Origin of the sequence: uncultured Streptococcus sp., assembly GCF_915066115.1 — a bacterium.
Classification (GTDB): Bacteria; Bacillota; Bacilli; order Lactobacillales; family Streptococcaceae; genus Streptococcus.
In genome coordinates, this window is record NZ_CAJZDT010000018.1 from 1 (window position 1) to 21,431 (window position 21,431).

At 41.1% G+C, this 21,431-nt stretch carries 26 protein-coding genes; 3 read left to right on the top strand and 23 right to left on the bottom strand.

The features are described 5' to 3' along the window. Positions 1-321 precede the first annotated feature (321 nt). From QZ565_RS02400 to QZ565_RS02410, 3 genes are all read left to right on the top strand, one after another. Positions 322-1,470, top strand: coding sequence for a site-specific integrase (locus QZ565_RS02400; protein WP_295525039.1), 1,149 nt, complete (start codon positions 322-324; stop codon positions 1,468-1,470). A gap of 342 nt (positions 1,471-1,812) precedes the next feature. Continuing rightward, positions 1,813-1,941: a hypothetical protein gene (locus QZ565_RS02405; protein ID WP_295525043.1), complete on the top strand. Its 129-nt coding sequence runs from the start codon at positions 1,813-1,815 to the stop codon at positions 1,939-1,941. A gap of 141 nt (positions 1,942-2,082) precedes the next feature. Next, positions 2,083-2,262: a hypothetical protein gene (locus tag QZ565_RS02410; protein ID WP_001233344.1), complete on the top strand. Its 180-nt coding sequence runs from the start codon at positions 2,083-2,085 to the stop codon at positions 2,260-2,262. 101 nt (positions 2,263-2,363) lie between these two features. Here the strand turns inward: QZ565_RS02410 and QZ565_RS02415 are convergent, their stop codons facing one another. From QZ565_RS02415 to QZ565_RS02525, 23 genes are all read right to left on the bottom strand, one after another. Continuing rightward, positions 2,364-3,248 carry a GH25 family lysozyme gene (locus QZ565_RS02415; RefSeq protein ID WP_295525049.1) on the bottom strand — a complete coding sequence of 295 codons (885 nt, stop codon included), beginning with the start codon at positions 3,246-3,248 and terminating at the stop codon, positions 2,364-2,366. Positions 3,249-3,257: 9 nt separating this feature from the next. After that, positions 3,258-3,536: a phage holin gene (locus tag QZ565_RS02420; protein WP_295525053.1), complete on the bottom strand. Its 279-nt coding sequence runs from the start codon at positions 3,534-3,536 to the stop codon at positions 3,258-3,260. Positions 3,537-3,554: 18 nt separating this feature from the next. Further along, entirely contained in the window at positions 3,555-4,406 is an 852-nt protein-coding gene (locus QZ565_RS02425) for a hypothetical protein (RefSeq protein WP_295525056.1), read from the bottom strand. A gap of 5 nt (positions 4,407-4,411) precedes the next feature. After that, the gene (locus QZ565_RS02430; protein ID WP_295525060.1) at positions 4,412-4,732 is read right to left on the bottom strand and encodes a hypothetical protein; all 321 of its coding nucleotides are present in this window, start codon (positions 4,730-4,732) and stop codon (positions 4,412-4,414) included. 4 nt (positions 4,733-4,736) lie between these two features. Then, a complete protein-coding gene (locus QZ565_RS02435; RefSeq protein WP_295525063.1) occupies positions 4,737-5,216 on the bottom strand; it encodes a hypothetical protein in 480 nt (159 codons plus the stop codon). 14 nt (positions 5,217-5,230) lie between these two features. Continuing rightward, the gene (locus QZ565_RS02440) at positions 5,231-5,509 is read right to left on the bottom strand and encodes a hypothetical protein (RefSeq protein WP_295525066.1); all 279 of its coding nucleotides are present in this window, start codon (positions 5,507-5,509) and stop codon (positions 5,231-5,233) included. A 9-nt stretch (positions 5,510-5,518) separates the two neighbouring features. Beyond that, on the bottom strand, positions 5,519-6,154 hold the full coding sequence (locus QZ565_RS02445; RefSeq protein WP_295525069.1) for a hypothetical protein: 636 nt from the start codon (positions 6,152-6,154) through the stop codon (positions 5,519-5,521). Positions 6,155-6,157: 3 nt separating this feature from the next. Further along, on the bottom strand, positions 6,158-6,358 hold the full coding sequence (locus QZ565_RS02450) for a hypothetical protein (RefSeq protein WP_295525073.1): 201 nt from the start codon (positions 6,356-6,358) through the stop codon (positions 6,158-6,160). Further along, positions 6,355-9,843, bottom strand: coding sequence for a phage tail spike protein (locus QZ565_RS02455; RefSeq protein WP_295525076.1), 3,489 nt, complete (start codon positions 9,841-9,843; stop codon positions 6,355-6,357). The genes QZ565_RS02450 and QZ565_RS02455 overlap by 4 nt, the downstream gene beginning before the upstream one ends. After that, positions 9,844-10,566, bottom strand: a complete 723-nt coding sequence (locus QZ565_RS02460) for a phage tail protein (protein ID WP_295525079.1) — start codon at positions 10,564-10,566, stop codon at positions 9,844-9,846. It abuts the gene before it with no gap. Then, positions 10,563-13,322 carry a phage tail tape measure protein gene (locus QZ565_RS02465; protein ID WP_295525081.1) on the bottom strand — a complete coding sequence of 920 codons (2,760 nt, stop codon included), beginning with the start codon at positions 13,320-13,322 and terminating at the stop codon, positions 10,563-10,565. Before QZ565_RS02465 ends, QZ565_RS02460 begins: the two co-directional genes overlap by 4 nt. 277 nt (positions 13,323-13,599) lie before the next feature. Beyond that, positions 13,600-14,019, bottom strand: coding sequence for a hypothetical protein (locus tag QZ565_RS02470; RefSeq protein ID WP_295525084.1), 420 nt, complete (start codon positions 14,017-14,019; stop codon positions 13,600-13,602). An 11-nt stretch (positions 14,020-14,030) separates the two neighbouring features. Further along, positions 14,031-14,609 (bottom strand): major tail protein, encoded by a 579-nt coding sequence (locus QZ565_RS02475; RefSeq protein ID WP_295525087.1) that lies wholly within the window; start codon positions 14,607-14,609, stop codon positions 14,031-14,033. Positions 14,610-14,620: 11 nt separating this feature from the next. Then, positions 14,621-14,944, bottom strand: a complete 324-nt coding sequence (locus tag QZ565_RS02480) for a hypothetical protein (protein WP_295331600.1) — start codon at positions 14,942-14,944, stop codon at positions 14,621-14,623. Next, complete coding sequence (locus QZ565_RS02485; RefSeq protein ID WP_075229531.1) at positions 14,941-15,300, bottom strand: HK97 gp10 family phage protein; 360 nt, start codon at positions 15,298-15,300, stop codon at positions 14,941-14,943. The genes QZ565_RS02480 and QZ565_RS02485 overlap by 4 nt, the downstream gene beginning before the upstream one ends. Further along, a complete protein-coding gene (locus QZ565_RS02490; protein WP_295525094.1) occupies positions 15,297-15,596 on the bottom strand; it encodes a phage head closure protein in 300 nt (99 codons plus the stop codon). The genes QZ565_RS02485 and QZ565_RS02490 overlap by 4 nt, the downstream gene beginning before the upstream one ends. After that, on the bottom strand, positions 15,583-15,864 hold the full coding sequence (locus QZ565_RS02495) for a hypothetical protein (RefSeq protein WP_061864902.1): 282 nt from the start codon (positions 15,862-15,864) through the stop codon (positions 15,583-15,585). The genes QZ565_RS02490 and QZ565_RS02495 overlap by 14 nt, the downstream gene beginning before the upstream one ends. Before the next feature lie 2 nt (positions 15,865-15,866). Beyond that, entirely contained in the window at positions 15,867-16,169 is a 303-nt protein-coding gene (locus QZ565_RS02500; protein WP_295525098.1) for a hypothetical protein, read from the bottom strand. Positions 16,170-16,180: 11 nt separating this feature from the next. Continuing rightward, positions 16,181-17,353, bottom strand: coding sequence for a phage major capsid protein (locus QZ565_RS02505; RefSeq protein ID WP_295525101.1), 1,173 nt, complete (start codon positions 17,351-17,353; stop codon positions 16,181-16,183). Further along, a complete protein-coding gene (locus QZ565_RS02510; protein WP_077805178.1) occupies positions 17,350-17,925 on the bottom strand; it encodes an HK97 family phage prohead protease in 576 nt (191 codons plus the stop codon). Before QZ565_RS02510 ends, QZ565_RS02505 begins: the two co-directional genes overlap by 4 nt. After that, on the bottom strand, positions 17,909-19,111 hold the full coding sequence (locus QZ565_RS02515; RefSeq protein ID WP_295525107.1) for a phage portal protein: 1,203 nt from the start codon (positions 19,109-19,111) through the stop codon (positions 17,909-17,911). Before QZ565_RS02515 ends, QZ565_RS02510 begins: the two co-directional genes overlap by 17 nt. Positions 19,112-19,130: 19 nt before the next feature. Then, positions 19,131-20,861, bottom strand: coding sequence for a terminase large subunit (locus QZ565_RS02520; RefSeq protein ID WP_295525110.1), 1,731 nt, complete (start codon positions 20,859-20,861; stop codon positions 19,131-19,133). Next, entirely contained in the window at positions 20,854-21,246 is a 393-nt protein-coding gene (locus tag QZ565_RS02525; protein WP_033585096.1) for a P27 family phage terminase small subunit, read from the bottom strand. The genes QZ565_RS02520 and QZ565_RS02525 overlap by 8 nt, the downstream gene beginning before the upstream one ends. Positions 21,247-21,431 lie beyond the last annotated feature (185 nt).

A 21,431-nucleotide genomic window follows, 5' to 3' on the forward strand; every position in this document is an offset into this window, starting at 1 on the left:
AAAAACCTCCCTGCCAATAAAATCATATTTTCAGCACTGTATCTTTTCTTAGTCTTTTTTGGAGTTGTTGGTATTCCAATCGCTCCATTCCTTGCAGTTCCTTTGACAGCTTGGAGTTTGTATAAACTATACAAACTATTCAGAAAATAAAAAAGCCCCACAATCGCCCTCGCCAAAGTTTGATTGTGAAGCTCACCCTTATAAAAAATCAGCCATTAAAAAGGCCTCTTTTCTATACCCTATTTTACACCATGAAAGGGGTGATGTCAATATTCTCAATGTTTAGACCTTGTCCAGAAGCCGATAAACAAGGAGAATACAATGAAATATAATAAAACAAAATACCCAAATATCTATTACTATGAGACTTCCAAAGGTAAGCGTTACTATGTCAGACGTTCTTTTTTCTTCCGAGGTAAAAAAAGGGAAAAAAGTAAAAGTGGTTTCACAACTCTCCCTCAAGCTCGTGCAGCCTTGGTAGAGCTTGAGCAACAAATCCAAGAACAAGAATTAGGTATCAATACGAATTTAACACTTGATCAGTATTGGGATATCTATTCTGAAAAGAGATTGTCAACAGGGCGCTGGAATGACACTTCCTACTACCTCAATGACAATCTCTATAAGAACCATATCAAGCCAAAGTTTGGTTCTGTCTTGCTTAAAAACCTAGATAGAAATGAGTATGAACTCTTTATCGCTGAAAAGTTGCAGAACCATACTAGATACACTGTCCAAACCCTCAATTCCAGCTTCATGGCATTGCTGAATGATGCCGTCAAAAATGGAAATCTGCTCTCAAATCGCTTGAAAGGTGTCTTTATTGGCCAGAGTGATATCCCTGCTGCTAACAAGAAAGTGACTCTCAAAGAGTTTAAGACTTGGATAGCAAAGGCAGAAGAGATTATGCCAAAACAATTCTACGCTCTGACCTATCTGACAATTTTTGGATTGAGAAGAGGAGAAGTCTTTGGATTGCGTCCAATGGACATCACTCAGAACGACAGCGGACGGGCTATACTGCATCTTAGGGACAGCCGAAGCAACCAGACCTTGAAAGGAAAAGGAGGGCTTAAAACGAAGGATTCAGAGCGATATGTCTGCCTTGATAATATCGGAACAGACCTTATCTATTATCTGATAGCTGAAGCTTCTAAGATTAAGCGAAAGTTAGGGATTATTAAGGAACAACAAAAAGATTATATCACCCTGAACGAAAAAGGTGGTCTCATCAATCCAAACCAGTTAAATAGAAACTTCAATCTAGTGAATGAAGCGACAGGATTGCATGTAACACCTCACATGATGCGCCACTTCTTCACAACTCAAAGCATTATTGCAGGGGTTCCGCTTGAACAATTAAGCCAGGCGCTGGGCCATACAAAAGTATATATGACCGATCGTTATAATCAAGTAGAGGACGAACTCGCTGAAGCGACAACAGACCTATTTCTTAGTCATATTCGCTAAAAAAATCCCCGCCAAAATCTCAAAAAGTCCCCGCCAATTCCCCGACCAAAATCCGAAAAATACCGAAAAATATCGAAAAATGATTTTTAGAATAGTCCCCAAAAGCCTGAAATAGAGCCAAAAAACTCCACCTGATTGGGTGGAGTTAAGGGAGATTATTATGAAAAAGGTAAAATTATTTCCTATTAAATAAGCAAAAACGGAGGGTGTCCCCTCCAAGTCCCCGACCTCTGGACAAGGTCTATTTTTTTGAAAAAATTTAAAAAAACTTCATCAAAACGCTTGACTTTCTCGGTGCGCCGTGATATAATATAATCAAGATAAGGAAAGGAGGTGAGGAAGTTGAACAAAGAAGATTGGCTTAGGTTACTTGAAAAGGCGATAGATAATATCCCTGAAACGGTGACTGCAATAACAGTCGCAAGGCAAAACAAAAAGCGTAAACCCGAATCCCGCAAAAGAAAAAGGTAAACGCTAAGAGGTGGGGGCGAAAGCCCCTCACACCTCTATTTTATCAAATGAAAAGAGGAAAAGCAATGGTTAGTGCAATAGCTATTTTTATAATTGCAATCAATGTATATATCTATCTAAAAAATAAAAAGGACAAATAATATGAGAAAAGTTATTCAAGAATTATTAGACAGCCCGATGTCTACATCTGCTATTTCGCAAGGCGCTGGAGTTCCTTGGACTACTGTTTCTGACCTCAGAAAAGGAAAAACAAGCATGGACAAAATGGCGCTTCTAACAGCAGAAAAGCTCTATGAATTTGCTATAGCTGATAAGCAGTGATTTCGGTCACTGCTTTTTTTATTGCAAACAAAAAACCGCAAGCTATTGCCTGCGGTTGGTGTACTATATTTTTGGTTTCATACAGATTTTTAGTCAGATCTTTAAGAAAGCAATTCGTTAACTCGATTTTGCACTGCTTGCGCATCGTAACCGGCATTTTCTAGTTTGTCGAAACGTTCTTGTCCATTGCCCCACAAGCCTTGTAGCACTTCATTTGCTAACGTATCCAAGTCTTTACTAGTATTTTCAGCATTTAAGAGGTCATTTACCTTGTCTTGCACGGCTTGCGCATCGTAACCAGCATTTGATAGGTTATTAAAACGTTCTTGTCCATTGCCCCAAAGTCCTTGCACGACCTCGTTAGCTATGGTATTAAGGCTTTTTAGGTTGTTTTTATTGATTGGGATATCTTCTTCCTCATCATCTAACAAGACTATATTCTTGTCAAAAGGATTGCTAGAATATTGCCACCAGCGGATCCCGTCCATGCTTGGGAAATATTCAAAGTTAGCAGAACCATCATTTAAACCATAACCAGCAACCCACAAACTATTTGGAAACTCTGCAAGAATCTGCTGATAGTCAATATTACTGAGGGTAAACGGTTTATAACTATAATAAATAGGCTTATAACCAGCATCAGCGATAATTTTCATAAAGCGTAAGCACGCATCAGTATTTGCTTGTTTATCGTCGCTGGCGTGGTCTTCATAGTCAAGCACTAGATATTGAACTTTTTTGGGAACGTTATCTAGGAAATAGCGTGCTTCTGCTTCTGCTTGTTCTACGTCTCCACCAAACCAAGCAAAATGGTAAAAGCCAATAGGATTGGATTGCTCAACTTGAGCAGACAAGCAAGGGTTTAAATAGGTCGTACCTTCTGAAATTTTGATGATAGTGTTAGTTGTTCCCATCTGCTCCAAAATTCCTGTAATGTCGTATCCATTGTGGCTAGATACGTCGATGAATAAGTCGTTTTTCTTCATTTTTTTCTCCTAATCTTCGCTTGGTTCTTGATAGTCAAGAGCACGTTTGCTATCAGTTAGACCTTTCGTTGTTGGGTCTGGAATGATATTCAAGATATTTACAATCGTCAAACCAACTAAGTAAGGGTTAGAGAAGAATTTTCCTAGCAAGTCGAAGATCACTCCCCAGCTAACTAAATCTTCAAGTTTGAGATTGAAATATGCAAGAATCGGCAAAGCTAAAGCAAATGCCACTCGCAATAAGAATGTTTTGTTTTTAAAATTAAAACGTACTTTCCAGTTAATCATTTATTATTTTCCTTTCTTTTATGGTAATTTTGTAGGCCAAGGCTCATCTGTCAAGTATGAGATGGCACTAACACGAATATCGCCTATATCTTTATCAGTGGGAATAGGGTCATTAAAGGTAAATTGAATGAAATTTAAGTCAGATTTTCCGCCTAAATACCAAATTCCATACGGTTTACCCTTATCGTCATAAATTGGTCCTACAAGCGAATTTTCGCTTCTAAAACCTTCAGGGATACCGTTAGGATAAGTAAGTTTAGCCCCTTTATCTCCACTACTATTGTGCCTTACAAATCCAGGCCCATTTCGTCTGCCTACTCCAAACCAACCCCATTGAAGACCTCCGAACTGGTAAGTAACAAGATTGTTTACTCGTCTGATTTTAATGAACGAGTTACCTGCTCGAGAGACACTGTTTAGCGTTCTCCAACCAGTATCGCCAATCAAAACACGCCAGCCTGTGTTGTTGTTACCTTTTTCTTTAATCCACTTCAGAGCGCCATTCGTCACATTGACGTCTACGTAGGTCGTTCCGATTTCGGCAGCGATACGGCCTTCTGGTGAGCCTGTGCCACGGATTTCATGCCCTACGCTCTCTGGTAGCGGTAGAGTGACCCTGTTGCCTCCCGTAATGCTTAAGTCATTACCTGTCAAGGTTAGCTGAGGTGCTACAATCTCGCTCTTTTTGGCATAATCAGCAAGCGATTGATGTTCTGTTAGATAGTGCTTGCCATCTAATTCTTCATGCGTGACAACCTGAGAGTAGTCAATCTCAGTCGCTTCCTGCATTTCCTGCTTCGTTGCAAAACGTGTCCTGATATCCTTGATATCCTTACCGATTTCCGTTGCTAGATTTTCAAGGTTATTCATGACTATCACGCTTTCGCATTATTATATACAGTTACTAAATCAAGATTAGCAATGTTGTCAATACGTGTGCCTAAATCTGAGATTTTTTGAACAACTGCGCTTTGCGTGTCTCCGCTCATGCTGGCAATTTTATCCGCAATTTCTTTGAGCGTGTTCAAATCCTCAGAGACACCCTCCCCCAAAATCTCGTTTTTGACTGCGGTTTTAGCTTGTTCAATCAGTTGTGTGACTGTCGCATTGTCAATCTTGCCATTAAGCAGTTGCTTCAACTCCTTAATGTCAACCCCGACCGCTTGAGCGAATGCTGTTAATTTTGTTGTGTCCATATTTCTACACCTTTCCTAAATTATAATAAAAGAGCAAGTCAGGAAACTCCTGACTTACTGTACCGTCACTACCTACAGACCTACCTGCAAGCTGCTTTTTAACTTCTTCTGCAATATCCAACTCTTTGAGAGCATGGATTTCTTCGGAAACTAAATTCTTATCCGATTTTGTGATTCTAATTTGAGTCGAGTCATCGCTTGGGAATACATACCCTGCCACAACTACCTCGATTTGATATAGACCAGTAGGTAAAATTACGCCCAAATTAAAGGAAACTGCACCATTAGTCACGACAGCCGTCTTTCGTAATTGCTCCTGACCTCTCGTCAACGTGATAGATGCCTCTTGGTCTTCAAGCTGTGGAATCGGCTCATGGTTTTCATCAAGTAATGAAAAGGCGAATGTGGAAGCCACATCGCCTTGTTTAACTAAAAATCCACCGTCAACTTGTTCGAGATTTGTTGAATTAAGAACATAAGTCATTCTTTGCCCCTTTCTCAGGTTTTACTCTGAATCAGCGTTTTCAACTCTCTGACATCTTCACCTAGCGATTTAACTTGTTCCGCAAGAACTAAGATAGCCTTGTTCTGTTCGTCATGGTTATCTAGTCGTTTATTTGCGGACCTTTTAAATTCGTTCAGATTTTCGATGTCTTTCTCTAGAACCGTAAGACGATTCTCTTGTTTAGTCGCTCGGTCTTTCATTGAGAAATAAAGTCCGACAACAGGAATCAGAGAGAGAAAAATTTGGACAATTAAACGTTCAAATTCTGCCATAAAGCACCTCTACTGTACATTTGTTGCTTTTGGTGTATTAAACTTCCAAGGTGTTAATACGCCATTTTGGTAAGGTGTTCCTTCAAGTTGAGCAAGGGTTTCTCCTTGATAAGTAAATGACCGATTCGTTTGAATCAAGATACGTTTACCTTCTCCATTGATTTCAACGTGGCCAGGATCTTCAACCGCAAAGATTGAACCCGGTTCATAAACTTTACCGACTTCAGCAAGTGGGAAGAGCTCGACCATTTCTTTGTAGGTAGTACCGTAAGAGATTTTCTCGCCCATAATTGAATCTTGAGCCATTACTCGCACTACTTTTTTAATCTGGTTCGCAAGCGCTTCAAGATCATTCTGTTTCACTTCTGTTTGAGCTACTTTCTGCTCAGTCTGTTCCAATTTAGCTTGATTTTCTTGCAATTTCGCTTGTGTTTGAACGATGGCGCTAGCTGGGTCTAGTTCCGCCTTAATAACATCAAGAACTGCCTGAATAAGCACTTCCTGACCTTCATGCGTGCGGTCGCCAGACAAGCCAGCTTGCTCATAGCTATAACGTTGGCCGTGTTCTTTCTTGATTGTAACAATCGTTACGTTCTCAGGTTGGCGGTAATAAGGGGTATTTGCTAATTCGTATGTTTGTGTCATGTTCTATTCTCCTTTTTGCATTTTTGCTTTAGTTTCTTCGAAAAGTTCTTTGAGAGCCGGATCGTATTCCAGCACCTCGTTCATTGCTTTTAATTCGCTCGTTACGAGTTGGTAAAATGCCTCATTTTGAGCGGTTTCCAACTCGCATTTAGCCAATTTAGTTGCTAGTGAGTTCATCACTAATTGATCCAATGTTTCGTTCATGCTATCTTCTCCAATTTTGAATTTAATTCTTGAATGGCCTTAATTAGATAAGGCACAAATTTTGAGTAATTGATTGTTAAATGGTTATCCTCTCCCTCATATTTTTCGACTGCACCAGGAATAATATTTAACACTTCTTGTGCAATCAGACCGATTTCTTCGTGGGTCTTATCCTTAATGTAGTCAAACGCCACTAAATTCAAAGCATTTATTTTATCCAACGCCTTGACCGATGTCGGTTCGATATTCTCTTTCAATTTCCTATCTGAACCGGTTGTTATTCCAGCATGTTGTCTCCATTTCCCTGTTACAATTTGACTCCACCAAACAACTCGATTATAGCCACCGTCAGGGTTATCCCCTTCACCGTTTATATCATCGGAAGCAATCCATATTCCTTTCGGAGCATTGATTCTAGAGTAGAAATTAACCTTTGATGTGCTTGCGAAATCCACTTTGGAATAAAAATCCACATCATTTCTACAATACATCTTCCCGTCTGTGTTGACATACCAGGCTTTGGGGCCAGGGGTGTCTAAACTTTCACCCCAGTTTGCCCAAAATGCGTTTCTGTTCGCACCAGCGTTCGTTCCGTTACCCATCCCAATACTAACAGAGTTAATTCCTGTTATGAAATATCCATTTCTGTTTGCGTATTGACCAAATCTGAAGCCTCCTATCAAGCCTTGGAAACCTTCAAGCAGATTTGCAGTAACTACAACAGACCTAAGTTTGTTTATAAAAGCCTCTTTAGCTGCAAGCGTATCTGTGAAGATGTTACTTGCTACTAGCTTATTTGCAAAAGCTTGGTCCATTCTCACTTTGTCAGCCGTGACTGCTTCAGCATCCAAAATTACAGTAGTCACCGAACCTGATTCAAAATTGGCCGTTTTCAGCTTATCAATCATGGCCGACTTGATGACTGCCTTGTCAATCAGAGTCTCGCCAGTGATATGAGTCAATTTCCCAGAAAGACGGTTATGACCATTAGCGCCCAGGTTTAAGCCAGAAACCAAATCACCTGCGCTGTTGATATTCTGAACAGACCACGAACCAGCTAACTGACTTTGAACAGAGCGAACGGCTTCAGACATATCATCTAGCTGACTAGCTTTATATCCATTAGTTTGAGAAGCACGAACAAGCATAATCTCTTTAATTTCAACCCATCCATTTTTAGCTAAGTAGAAATAAAGTGGATAAAGTTCGCTATTCCTGAATTCAAAATCTCTGCTGATAGTGTACGTTTCGTTGAACTCTTGCCAATTGCTTGAAACTGCAGTTGAGCTTGTGGCTACATCTGAAGCAATAGCCGTTTCATTCGTTTCGTGATTTTTAGTAACAACCACAAAATTATGGTCTAATCGTCCCATAATGCGATACTTAAAATTAAGAGTATACGTCTCGCTTCTAGCCATTCTATCGATGTAAAGTGGTAGTGTGAATCCTGCGAATGTATATCCTGAATTTCCAGTACATCTAATGGTAAATATCCCGTTATTCACGAATACTCTCTTGGTGTTGCCTTCATTGACAAGCGTATGCCTGTCCATCGACTTCGAGCGGACGATTAAGTTATTATCACTTCCAAGACTTTTAGCAACTTCAACCTGAAAAAGTTGGGAAGTAAGAGCCATGCGAGCGACCTTATTCGAGATGTCATTCTCATTGCTACCGATAGTCCGCTCGTATAGCCGGCTTGTCTCTCGAACTTGCTGGAAGTCGACTTGGTTAGCTTTACCAGAAATCATTGAAGTGATTTCAGTAAATCGTCCATCTACTGCTGTCTTGTAGTTGGCAATCTGAGTGGCAATCGAACCGTTTTGAGGGTTAGTGATAGCTTCAAATTTGCGTTCAAGAGCTCTCGCATCCTCCTGATAAGTCGATTTACCTACATAGTCCCTTGTGACCAGCTCACGGACTGCTGTCGCTTGTCGTGCGCTCTCTTCTCGAGCATAACGCTGCAAACTCTCTTGTCGCTGACCGTCTTGATTAACATACGTTTCAATCGCACCAAGCTTCGTCAAGATACCGTCTGATGTACTCTTAAATTCATTCAGCTTCGTGCCGTACTGATTTTTAAAACTTTCAATCTGGCTGAGAGCATTTTGAGATGATACTTGTAGATTAGTAATGTCTGCTCTTGCTCGCTCACTAATCCTCTTGGCTTCTTGAGCGAGTAAGCTACTTGCGCCAGCGTTTCGCAAGGCTTCCTCGGCCTTACGCTTGGCTTCTTGTAGTGGTCCATTGTCAAAACTGCTAAACCGCTGGTCGATAGTGTCAGAGAGTTCTCTCTTGACTTCTTCGGCTCTTGCTCTGGCAAGTTCAATGCCGTCAGAAATTTCCTGTCTAAGCAATCCAGCCTTATGATCAAAGTCTAAGTCAGCATTTTGAAGAGCCTTTTCTAGGGCGATTTCTTGTGCAGATTCTGTCACTCCAAGAATTGCATTGGCTGCGCTAGATAGCCCACCAGAAGCTCTAGAACCACCAGTGCTTGCCTTATCATCAAAAGTCAGAGAGATATATTCTTCCTTCAAAGCGTCGAACTCATAAGCAATAGCTTTCTTGAATGCATCGACATTGTGCTTCCAACTCTTGAGATTGACCGTATCACCCATATGGACCACTTGCCCATCAAGTTCATAGGCTTCAATCTTGACAGCATCAGAGACCTTGTCAATGCCCTCATTTGAAAACTTAGCCTGTGCCCACTTTTGCAACTCTTCAACAGTTTTAGCATTGTTGTTCTCATACTCTTTTTCATTGATATAAGGGTATGAGTTGATAAGAGGACTATCAACAGTAACTCTGATAGTCGTTTCTTTTTCAGCGCCTTCAGGTTTAAAAGTCGATTTGGCATGGATTCTTGTAACAACATTCTGACTGTTTTTTGTGCGTTGGTAATCCTTCAGATTCTTGTGTGTCGTGATAACAACACCACGATTCTCCCCACGGCTTCTCTTAACTGTTAGAGCGAAATTATCACGCACCAGCTCGCCTTCCCATGTACCAACAATGCTGTGCTTGCCGTCCAGCAATACAGAGTACAGAGTTTCTGTTTCAGTCGTGTTGAAGGTCCTACGATCCTGGATGTCGCTATTGAAAGAAAAATCCCCCAAAGAAGTTTTGGTGTTTTGAACCATGCGAGAAAGAGCCATACTACAACTCTGACTAGTCACACTTACTGGTGTGATAGAACGTTGCATCACATCGTCTGAAATGTGATAAGCTGTGATTTCCAGATGGTCATTATGCTCAACAGGTTTCTTGATGCGAAATAGCTGCGCACCAAGAACAGGAGTCGGCGCTTTTATCAACATATCTTCTTGAATAAGTTGATAAATACCAGAGTCAGAAATAGGATATTTCACAGTTAAGGTGAAATCACCATTCATGATCTCTTTAACAATCGCCGAAGTTGCTTCATGAAGTGGCTCCCCGTTCCATCGAACAGTTCTTACATCTTTATTAAGTAGATAAAGCAATTATGCCCACCCCCAAACCGTTTCGATTTCAAGCGATTGAATACCTGGACCCAAAACAACCCCAACATTCTTAAGTTTCGCTGGATCAACTGTGATAAAATCCCCTGACCATTTGACTGGCTTCCCTGTTGTTGTTTTAAAACTTGGATTGTCAGGATTATTGACCATCACAATCGACTCAGTGAGTCGTTCAAGACGGATGACCTGACCAGCGATTGTAAACGAAGTCTCAACAGCGCTCTGGCCAACGATTGTGATTTTAGGAAAGGCAAGAGCAGAACCTTGAACAGTCAAAGTCCCACTTCTTGTCAATCTCTGTGTATCGGTATCTTTAAAGTATTTGGTAGGGTGACAAGTGAAGGTTGCTTTAGTCATATAAAGACCAGGTTGCACTTCTTCAAGGTCGCTCACATTGACCTTATAGCACCAAAGACGAGTTGTTTTGACTCGCTCACTCTCTAGCCAGAACTTCTCACGGATAAACAGACTCATAAATTGGTTCATCTGTTCTTCAGTAGGTTTAACCAAATAAATCGTATAAGTTTTCTTGACCAGTTCTCTATGCTTGTTTGTCTGAACGATTGCTCCACTGATACCACCATGCTCCAACAGGGCTGTCTTACTCTCTCCCAGTGCAATTGAGGGAGAATCATGGACAATGACCTTAAAAGGAAAAGACGATGTTCTAACACCGTCAATCACAAGCTCATTATGCTTTATCATGCAAACCCTCCTCTCAATTGTGTTTTACGTTGCAATTCGTCAGCAATCCTCTGCGCTACCTCATCAGCAATCCGAATAATGTCAGCTTCTTCTCTGACGGTATTGCCAGTGATAGTGATATTGATGGTCGGTGAAGTTCCACCCATTGTCTGAGCAATACCTCGACCGATAGCACCAAGTGTTTTGTCATTGAGTGGTAACACTGCTTCATTACCAGCTTCACCGCCAACCATCATGTTATTTCCATTCATTCCAAAGATGGTTGGTTTTGTCATGATACCGCCTTTGGCATACCATTCAATTCCAATACTTGGAACACCTTGACTTAACCAATCTAATGGATTGGCTGAACCGCTCACATAAAAGTGAGGTAGTGGAATATGTGGCCAGCTGATGTTGAAGTTAAACAATCCTTTGATGGCTTCAATAGCTGAAGAAACAGCATCCCTTGCACCATTGATAGCACCTGAAATGGTACTCTTGATACCTTCCCAAACACTTGATACTGTGCTAGATATGGCATTTAACACATTTGAGACAGTGTCCTTGATGCCGTTCCAGATATTTGATACAGTTCCTGAAATACCGTTGAGAATATTTGAAATATAACTCTGGATAGCTGAAAAAATGGTCTGAACAATGCTTTGAATAGCTTGCCATACAGTAGAAAACACTCCCTTGATAGTTTCCCAAGCGCCTGACCAATCACCAGTAATGATCTGCATAACTGCTTGGATAACACCAAGAACAACATTGATTGCAGTCTCCACAACGGTCTTGATGATTTCCCAAGCTGTTGTAATGATCAGTTGAATGTTATCCCAGCCAGCTTGGAGCAAGGGGCCAAGTATATCCAGTATTGTACTGATGACCGTATAAATGGCATTCCAGACAGTCTCAGCACTTGTCCTGATACGCTCCTGGTTCTCCGTCCACCAAGTAACAACCGTCCCAAAGATGCTCATGACAAAATTAGAAATCTCTGATACGACTGTGTTGATGACTTCAAGAATCGCATTCCAAACGGTCGTGACCGTATCTCGAAAACCTTCGTTAGTTTCCCAGAGGTATTTTACAATAACAATAATTGCAGCAACTGCAGCAGCAATTGCAATAGCTGTTCCAATAATTGGCAATGCGGCAATTATCATTTCTCCAATAGATATTTTTAAAAACTCAGCAAGGGCTTGCAATGATAAGAATATGGGGGCTATGACCCCTACAGCAGTCACAACTGTTCCTAAAATAACAACAAAATCTTTTACTGGAGCAGGTAACGAACTGAACAGCTCAGCCACACCCTTCACAATGCTTGCCAATGTTTGAAACACTGGGATCATCATTTCCAGAAGAGGTTGACCAATAGCAGATAATGCATTGGTCCCAGCTTGTTTCAGATTCCCCATAACGTTTTCTAGGCCGTCTGATTCTCTTGCAGCCTGTCCAAGAGCTCCTGAGAGTTTATTTCCGTCTTCGACCATCTGAAGCAAGGTCAATTGCTTCTGCGCTTCGCTCAAGTCCTTGAATGACTTTCCGTACAATTTATTTGCAGCAGCATTCCTAGTTGTCTCTGTCGCAGAGATACCAAGAGCCGCATCGTTAGAAAAGTTTCCTTTTAAAAAGGATTGTAGGCTTTCTGTCACGCTCTCAATGGACTTATCATAAAAGGCTGCACCATCTGCTGCTGCCCTAGTCGCACGAGAAGTTAGATCCAAAGCTTCGGAAGTATTCAACCCTGAAGTTTTAGCAAATGAAGCCATCTGAGTAAATGACCCTTGTAAACGCTCTGGGACAATATCCATTTCCCGACCAATAGCATTCAATGCTTCTCTTGCTTGGGTTTCCATATCTCCGAAAACAGTAGTAAATTGAGCATTACTAGCTTGCATTTGAGCAGCCGCTTCTAACGCTTCTTTCCCTACTTCCACAAGCTTATCTGAAATAGCACTCAACTTCTCACTAAACTGTTGAAGTAGTTCTGCTCTTAAATTTCTTGAGATTTCACTTAAACTTTCTTGAGTGCCATCAGCAGCAGACTTTGTTCCCTTCATCTCATCATTGAGATGATTAAAAGCAGTCTTAGCCTGATTTAGCTCAGCTTCCATCCTGTTGGCTTGTGTAGAGTTCTCACCAAATTCTTTTTTGGTAATTTCCAATTGCTGTTCTAGATTAGAAATTTGTTTACTTACAATCTCAGACTGAGCACCAATCTTTTTCTGGGCAAGAGCATTTCTCTCGGCTTCACTAGCATTAGCGCCTAGCTGACTTTCTTGCAGTTTGAATGAGCTTGTCACCTTTACCATCTCTGAAGCAAGTTGACTCTGCTCATTTTGCAACTCTTTTAATTGGTTCTTGTTGTTCTGAGTAGCACTCCCATTCTCAGTAAGCGCCTGGTTCACATTTGCAAGCTTACCCTCATATCCTTTTAGGACGTTTTGAGTAACTTCTACCTCACGTTGAAAAGCACGGTACTGGTCAGCACCGATATCACCATTTTTGAATTGCTGCTCCACCTGAGACTGAGCTTGTCTCAAGGTTTCTAGTTTCTCTTTGGTCGTCGAAACTTGCTTTTGCAAGACTTCTTGCTTCTGAGTCAGGAGCGTTACGTTCCCTGTATCAAACTTCAATGCTTTGTCAATCTGTCTCAACTCCTGACTTGCATCAGTAGCAGCCTTATTGACATTTTTCAGGGCCTTTTGTAAGGGCTGCGTGTCGCCATCGATTTCAATTTTGATACCTTTGATATTTCCTGCCATATTTCCTCCTTTCACAAAAAATAGAAAAGCGCTGAGAGAACTTCTACGACTGATAATGCAGTTAGGACAATGAACTTGACCTCAGAATCGCTCTCTCAGCACTCATTTTTTCTTTAAAAACTGTCAAAATCAGCTTGTGTGGCTTTCCGTTCGCCACCCTTGTCCTCACTCCGTAAATTCACATAATCCGTCTGATAATCCAGCGCCATTCCGATTGAGATGTGTTTTAGATCATCGATAGACAGACCAGTTTCTTTACAGCAGGACAGATAAGACTCTACTGTGAAGATTTCTTCGCTAGCTGATTCTGATTCATCTGGTGCTTTTTTGTCGTCATGCTCGCATTCAGCATTTCCATCAGAACAGGCCCAACTTCCTGAATCGGAAAGACTTCCATTTCCATGAAGAATTGTTCATAAGGCTTGATGTGAGGATTTGCAGATTTAGCAAAGGTCCAAAAAAGGCGGTTGAAAAAGGTCATATCAAACTCTTCTAGCATTGAAATGTCAATGTTAGTCGCTGTCAATTCTTTTTCAGCTTCAAGCTTGTTCAATTCATTCATGAATGATTGATTTTTCAACATTGAGAACAAATCTTGAAAATAATCTTTCCCAAATTGTTGCTTGTAGGCGATAGGAGTATAACCATTAGTTCCTAACTCATACTCCTGATTACCAACCAAAACGATTTTACGCATAGATCTTCTCCTTAAGCTGCCACCGCAGTAGGTTCATACACTTTCTTGAACCAGTTGTCATAAATTTCTTTATTATCAGCTGATGTGATAGAACGTTTAACAACTGAATCCAGAGGACGAGGACTTGCTTTAAAGCCGAGTTCACGCTCATTGACGTTTGTACCGTTCTTGGTTTTTGAGCCATTTCCTGGACGGCTCGCTGAACAGTAGTAAAGAACATGACGTGTTTTGTTCTTGTCCCCTGAAAATTCGAACATCAAGGCAAATGATGTGAATTCTGCATCAGCTTTTTCAGTCAAAACACCCGTCTGAGCATCTTTGATTTCACCCAAAATCTTAGTCGCAAACATTTCAATAATGTGAGAGATTTTGAATTTCCCTTCATACCCTTCGTTTGAGTTCATGAAGTGAAAATCGATATCGTCTGCTTTGATTGGTGTTGATTCACCCTTTGGATCCAATGTCAATTCCATTGCTCCAGGAAAGCGGAAAATTTCATCGTAAGCAATCACTCCATCTGCACCGATTGATTTAATTGGCGCAACGTGAACATTTTTCAAACCAAAGGTTACTTTATTTTCTTGAGTCATGTCATTCCTCCTTAGTATAGATAGACCGTATAAGACTTGACATAGAGTCTTTCAGTCTCGATAAATGTTTCTTCTTGAACATCGAAAAAGAGCTCATGGGTTGTCCACAGCTCTTCCAGACGTTCTTCCAAATCTTCATCCTTACTCTCAAAAGCCAGCTCAACCGTCACGCTCTTAATCTGATGATTAACCGTGTTGTCAGCTGCATTGATGACTGGACTTGATTCATAATAGACCAGGTAAGGTAGGTCAGGAGCGTTCCCAGTTTTAAACGCTCGATAGGTGACAGGCAGGTTTACCTGTTCCAAAATAGCAGCAAAGTCTGATAGCTTCATTTCCCAATCTCCTTGATACGCTTCTCAAAGTTTTCTTTAACTTTCTCCTCAACAGGTTTAATATGTGGAAATGCCCGACTACGACCGCCATTTCTCAAAACATGCCCATTTTCTAGTAAGTGAGTTAAACGATAGGTTGGAGCCGCGTTGTAGATGACGTATGACCCTTTAGCATTTTTCTTGAAGCGCCAATTTCTAGCATACTTTCCATAACGTTTTGGACTAGTCGCTTTTAATTCCGTAACGGCTTCGTTTACAACGTCCTCAGCAATCAGGTCAATCTTATCTTCTACCTCAGCAGAGTACTCTGCCATTGCCTTTGCAATTTCATTCGCTAAATCACTTGTTAAGCTCATTTCAACACCTCTGACAAAGTCAACTCTAAAATTTCAGAATCGATAGGATAGGTTTTCAAGATACGATATTGCTTGCCTTCAAATTTCGCAAACTCCTGATTCTCATACTCAAAATTTCGAATCTCAACGACCAAGCTCGGTTTTAGCCCTGCTTGGTTCGCTTGATAAAATTCAGAGCGAGTAACCCTCTTTTTACGACATAAGCGAGTAACTTCAACATCTTCAGAGATTGGTTGTAGTAACTTGTCCTTACCTGTGACTTTCATAGAGATCAGCGTGATTTCATGATTCCACATTCTTGACCTCTTTCTTTGATGCTATCTGTAAATTATGCAGTCGCCACTGAAGGTGACGTGGCATGTCCACCCCACCCTCATAGCGATAAGCAGCATAGTCAACGATAAACATTTCATGGTCAGCACGCTCACCGACAAGCTCGATACCGAGGTTATCGGTCAATTCAGTGATGACACTTGAAATGATTTTTTCTAACGGCTTGTCTCTCAAGCGGGTTGAAATACCCAGCTTAAGCTTCAGCAATTCTAAAAGCTGACCTTCATCCATGCTTACTCCTCAACTTCCTTAGCAGGCTCTTCAGTAGTTTCCTCAACTGTTTCCTTAACTATTTCTTCCTGCTCAACTGCGGGCTCTTCCTTAACTTCTTTTGTTTCAGGAGCTGGTTTCTTAGGCTCACCATCTCCCAAAACCTCAAGGAAGATAGAGCCAGCAGTGTTGGCACCAGTCAAAAGGCCATTGGTAAAGCTATCTGTGGGCTCATATCCTTCACGAGGAAAGATATCGCCAACAGCGTAGTCATGTTTTTCAGGATCAGCTAAGTCCTTGAAAGGACGGATTACTTTATAGCTCATATGCCACCTCCTTAAGCTACAACATCAGTGTATGTTCCGAAGAACCCAGCTTCATCATCTGCTTTCTTAATATCCAAACGGATGAAAAGCCCAAGCAATTGTCCGTAGATGTCATTGTTCACCCACTTAACGGATACTTGAGCACGGTCAAACTCTTTGACGAACTCAGTGACATCTCCGATGAAGAATTTCATGTCTCCTTCGTTTCCAAACACTGTGTCATCTACTTTGTATATTGTTTTTCCACCAAATGAATAGCCAGTAGGTGAAGCCACATCAGTTTGAAGCATGTAGCGTCCATCTTTGTCCTTCACCTTATCAAGTGCAGCAAACATTGACTTAGTTACAACGATACTTGCTTTATAAATTGATTTAAGCTTCTTGTTGTAGATATCTTTAATACCATCAAATCCAGCTGCATCTGCTTGGGTAGCTTTTTTGAGGACAGCTGCAACTAATGACAATTCAGTGTTTTCACCTTGATTAAACACTTCGTCTTCAACAATGGACATGATGTCATAGTCTGCGTCGTCAATCATTTCTTGTGACACAGGGACATATCCACGATAAGTCTTGATTGAATAATCAATCTCGCTGATTGCTGGTTTTCCAAGTTCTGGATTTGATTTCAATTCCTCTGTTGAAACCATTACACCATCCGTTTTCTTGATAAGTGGATATTTACCAGATCCACTGTTAACTTTCACACGTTCCACAAGATCCAAAAGTGGATTACGTGTTTTATTGACAAAATGAGGTTTTAAAACTTCAGTAGGAATCAGAGCTGCGCTTCCTGAATCAGTAGTTTTCAAACCTACGATGTCACGAGTTTGACCAGTACGAATGTATTTAGCGATTGCGTCACGTTGTTCCAATTTCTGTCCTCCACGCTTTTCTTTACTTGGGTAAGTCGGTGCTTTACGATTTTGCTCCTCGATTTGTTTTTCCAACTCGTCAATTTCTTTTTCCAGCTTCGCTTTTTCAGCTTCTTTTTCTTCAATTTCCTTTTGAAGATCATCTACAGTCTTTTCAACTGCTGAAACTTCTTCATCAGTCTCAGCACGGTCTAACTTCTCTAGTTCAACAACTGAACGTTTGTTTAATTCTTCGATAGTTTCTTCCAACTCAACTACCTTAGTTGCTTTTGCTCGCATACGAGCACCAAAGATTAATGCCTTGTTCATAGCTTAAATTTCTCCTTAATTTCTTTCTTGCGCTTGTCTAGCGCTTCACGATTCGCACGGCTCTGACTTTCAAAGTCTTTTTGTCGTGCAGCAATTTCCGTTTGTGGATAGGCTGGGAAAGTACATGGACTCACTTCAAAGATTTCTAGTTCTAAGACAGTGTCCAGATACGAACCATCTTCACGTTCCTCCGTTTCGATTTTTATCGGGATAAAGCCAAAGCTACATCCGATAACATCTCCACGCTTGACACGGGCATAGGCTCCAACCGCTTGAGGATCATCCTTGTTAATGATGATGTCTCCAAAAAGACCAACATCATCAACACCCAGTGTCAGAGTTCCGTTACCTGTTCGACCGAGAACAAGACTATCATCGTGGTTAAATAAAGCTCTGATATCAGCGTCTTTGATAGCTTTCTCAACCCCGACACGCTTAATAACTTCACAGTAGCCTGGCCACAATTCCGTCTCCTCGTCAAACTTGATAAAGTAGCCACTCAAAATCAAATCCCCAGAGTCTTCTTCCCTAGTTTGAAATTGAGTGGCACGATAACTATTCCGTTTCTGCATTCTCTTCCTCACCTCCTTTCAGTTTCTTCTGGTCCCCAAGTCTGTCTTGCGGTAAATAATTTTCAAGAGCAAGGAGCTCATCCATATCAGGATCTGGTGGCATCCCAAGCCAATCCCTCCACTCATTTCGACGCATTGCCATGCTTTTAGTCATCTGTTCAGCAACTGAAGATAACTCTGTAATGTCATACGAATAAAGCGAGCGAGCATTAAGTTTGAAATACCGATTATTTGAAACGAGTAAGTCTCTCGTTAAGGTCTGAGTGATCGTCGTAGCAATGCTCATGACCGTTGTATTGACAAAGTTGTTGTATTCTTCTTTGTCAAAGCTATCAACTCCCAAAATAAAAGCTGGAACTCCCAAAAGCCCAGCAACTGTTTTCTTGTCAATTTCAACAGATTCATTAATAGCGATATCTTTTAAGCTAAGCGGCTTAACCTGCTCTACACTCAACAAAGCATCAGGAATAATCCACGGCTCACCTGCCTGACTTGTTGCTAAATATTTCTTAGCAACCTTGTCTCGTCCCTCTTGCGTGCCCAATTCTGCATTCGAAGAATCAACCTTAACAATCAGGCTAGGAACGTTCTTGCCATTCATAAAGCCTTTTTTGATTTGAGTAGCAAGGTTTAAATTCCTAACAATATCCCTCAGAGCAAGTCTATATCCAGTTCCTACAAATGGATTGTCTGGATCAGGATTGATTACAAAGTGAACGACTTCGCTTGAGTTGTAGTCAATGCCACGATAATTCACGATATAACCAACATCATCACTTTTGAAAGAGACTTCACTCATAGAGAATGGTCTCAGGTTCAAAATGTAATCATTCACAGGATCATACTCAACATGAAGAACTGAATTTCCGTCACCAAATAGCAACAGGTCACGCACAATCTTGAAAATCCAAGTTTTGCGAGTCATATTGTCGCATGGGTTTACATCGATCTTGCGAGCCAGTCCGTCTTTAATTCGGATGTCGCCCTTGTCGGTATTCTCCATCAAGTGAATAGTCATGTTCGACACCATGTCAGCAATCTTATTGACCGCAGCAATCACATCAGGATTGCGAGCCAATGGCACATAGCTATCACCGTCGATATACAGACCAAAATCCGAATGAGTGATAACATTCGTTTCACTTCGACTCTTACCACGTTTCAAAAACCTATCTAAAAGCCCCATCTTTCCTCACCTCCTTTCTCTAATCAAAGAAGCTCATGACATTCTGATTCTTGCCAAGGTTAGCAAGAGCCTGAATGCAAGCAAAAACGCTGGCATCAAACAAGTCAATTCTTGCAGTACCACCGTCACCGTCTAGTTTCTCATATTGCACAGCATCGTCCACCTTTTCAATTGCTCTAACATTGCTCACACAGTATTCGTAAGCGTCCGAATGAAGATAGTAAAATTCCTTATTCTTAACTTTGAACTCAATCCGTCTGAACCCCTCTGATTTCAGATAAAAAAGCTGTGGTTGGTCAATCATCTTAAACCGAGCTTGTTTCATCTTCGTCAGAAACTCACGGCCAAACTTCCTATCCATCCCAACAGCAGCAATCTTGAACCCTTTCTCTCTCATCTTGATGAACCATTTAACAATATCATCATAGAGAACGGTCGGAGTATTGCTCATTGTTAACCAACCATCAGACTGCCAGCCAAAGAGTGGAATCCCGTCATCATTGGCTTTCTTTTGAGCGTTGACACGAGGAAAGAAAGCGTGTGTGATACAAATATCAACATCTTTCTCACCATCATGGTAAACTCCATAAAGAGCAGCAGCGGTCAAGTCATGCAACCTTGACAAGTCAGCCCCACCATACCACTGGATAGGCAAGCGTGCCAGTTCTTCCAAAGTCCAATCGTAACAACTGTCTGAAGCAATAAATTCATCAGGATTGAAATAAGCGTTCATTGAGTTTGTAAAGACATTCAAAGTCTTGTTAAAAAACTCATTTCTTGTCTGTGGATCATTCATAGCCTGCTCAGCTTCTTCTCTCAGAGCCTTGAGCGATACCGTCACACCCCACGATGGGTTGGCTTTCTTAAGCACATTCTCGTCTAGGTAATCACCGACATCTCCATCTGTTGACTGGTCAGCTTTGCAGATAAACATGAACAAGGAATCATCCTTGACCAATTGCTTGAGAACCTTTTGACAATATTTCAGACGGTTAGCAAGGAAACCAGTAGGAATATCACCAGCCGTAGAGATAACAAAAAGCATACTGTTTCGGTATGCTGACATTGTTTTCTTCATAAGACCGTATTTCTTACTGTTTCTCATCGTGTGAGCTTCATCCAGTATAATTACATTACCGTTCAATGAGTCCAAACGGCTTTCATCGTTGGCCAGTGCCTGGATAAAGAAAGAACCCTCGATACCAAAATTAGCAGTGATTGAGTGTTCCTGGTTGTTATCCTTGATACGAATGTTCTTGTCATTCCATCGCTCTACATTGAATTTTAAGAATCCAAAGGCTTCCATAGCTTGCTTGACCGAGTTGGCCACGATGTAGCATTTTGAACCGCTGTCTGTGTCTAATATCTGATAAGCAAGAGCGATTGCAGCAGTAAATGAGGTTTTCCCATTCTTCCGAGCCAGCATGATAAGCGCTTCTTTGAACCTGCGCTCGTTTGACCCCTTGTAGTAAAAACCAAACAGGTTCACAACTACAAAATGTTGCCAGGGTTGCAAGAGTAATGGCTTGTTACGGATAGACACCGCAAACATATCATCACCCTGCTGATGGACTATCGTGTTTTCGATGAAGTGAACAACGAAATCAACGATTTCCTCATCCATTTCAAACTCTGGATTTTCAAGATCACGCAAGAAACGTTCAGCTGCAAGAATGTTCTCCTCGCAATGTTCCTCTCTGTGAGATATGACGTGCTGAGCATACTCTTTCGCTTTATCAAGATTACCCATTGCCAGTCACTCGCTTCTTCTTGATTTCGTTCTTGAACTTCAGTACCTCAGTAAGAACTGAATCACCTTCTTGTTCTACTACCTCACCGAGCGACTTAGGATTCATCATCAACTGATTAGAGTAGCTGAGGATGTCTTTTCTCAAAATTTCCATCGCTGTCAAGATTGGAACTTTGCGCTCATTTTCAGCACCAGCCTTATTGACGTAGGTGTCTGTTACTGGATAACCCATGTCAGCATAATCTTGAGCAAGTTTCTGATACTGGTATAACATACCTGCAAAAATGTCAATGATCATTTCGAACTCTTTCCGATAAGTGCCCAAGTCTTTCATCTGCTTGACCACTTTTGACTTAATCGATTTTGCTGTAATTGGTTTAGCCAAAAACTACCTCCTTTCGTCAAAATCGCTTAGTTTTTACCCCCTTTTTGTTTGAAGGCCCCCGACTTGGAAAAAGTTCCCTTCACCGGTACCCTACTGGCCAAAATGATTTTTCAAAAAGAGGGGGGAGTCAATATCCTTTCAATTCCACAAATCTTTTAGCGATTACCTTTCTACGGCTATTTATA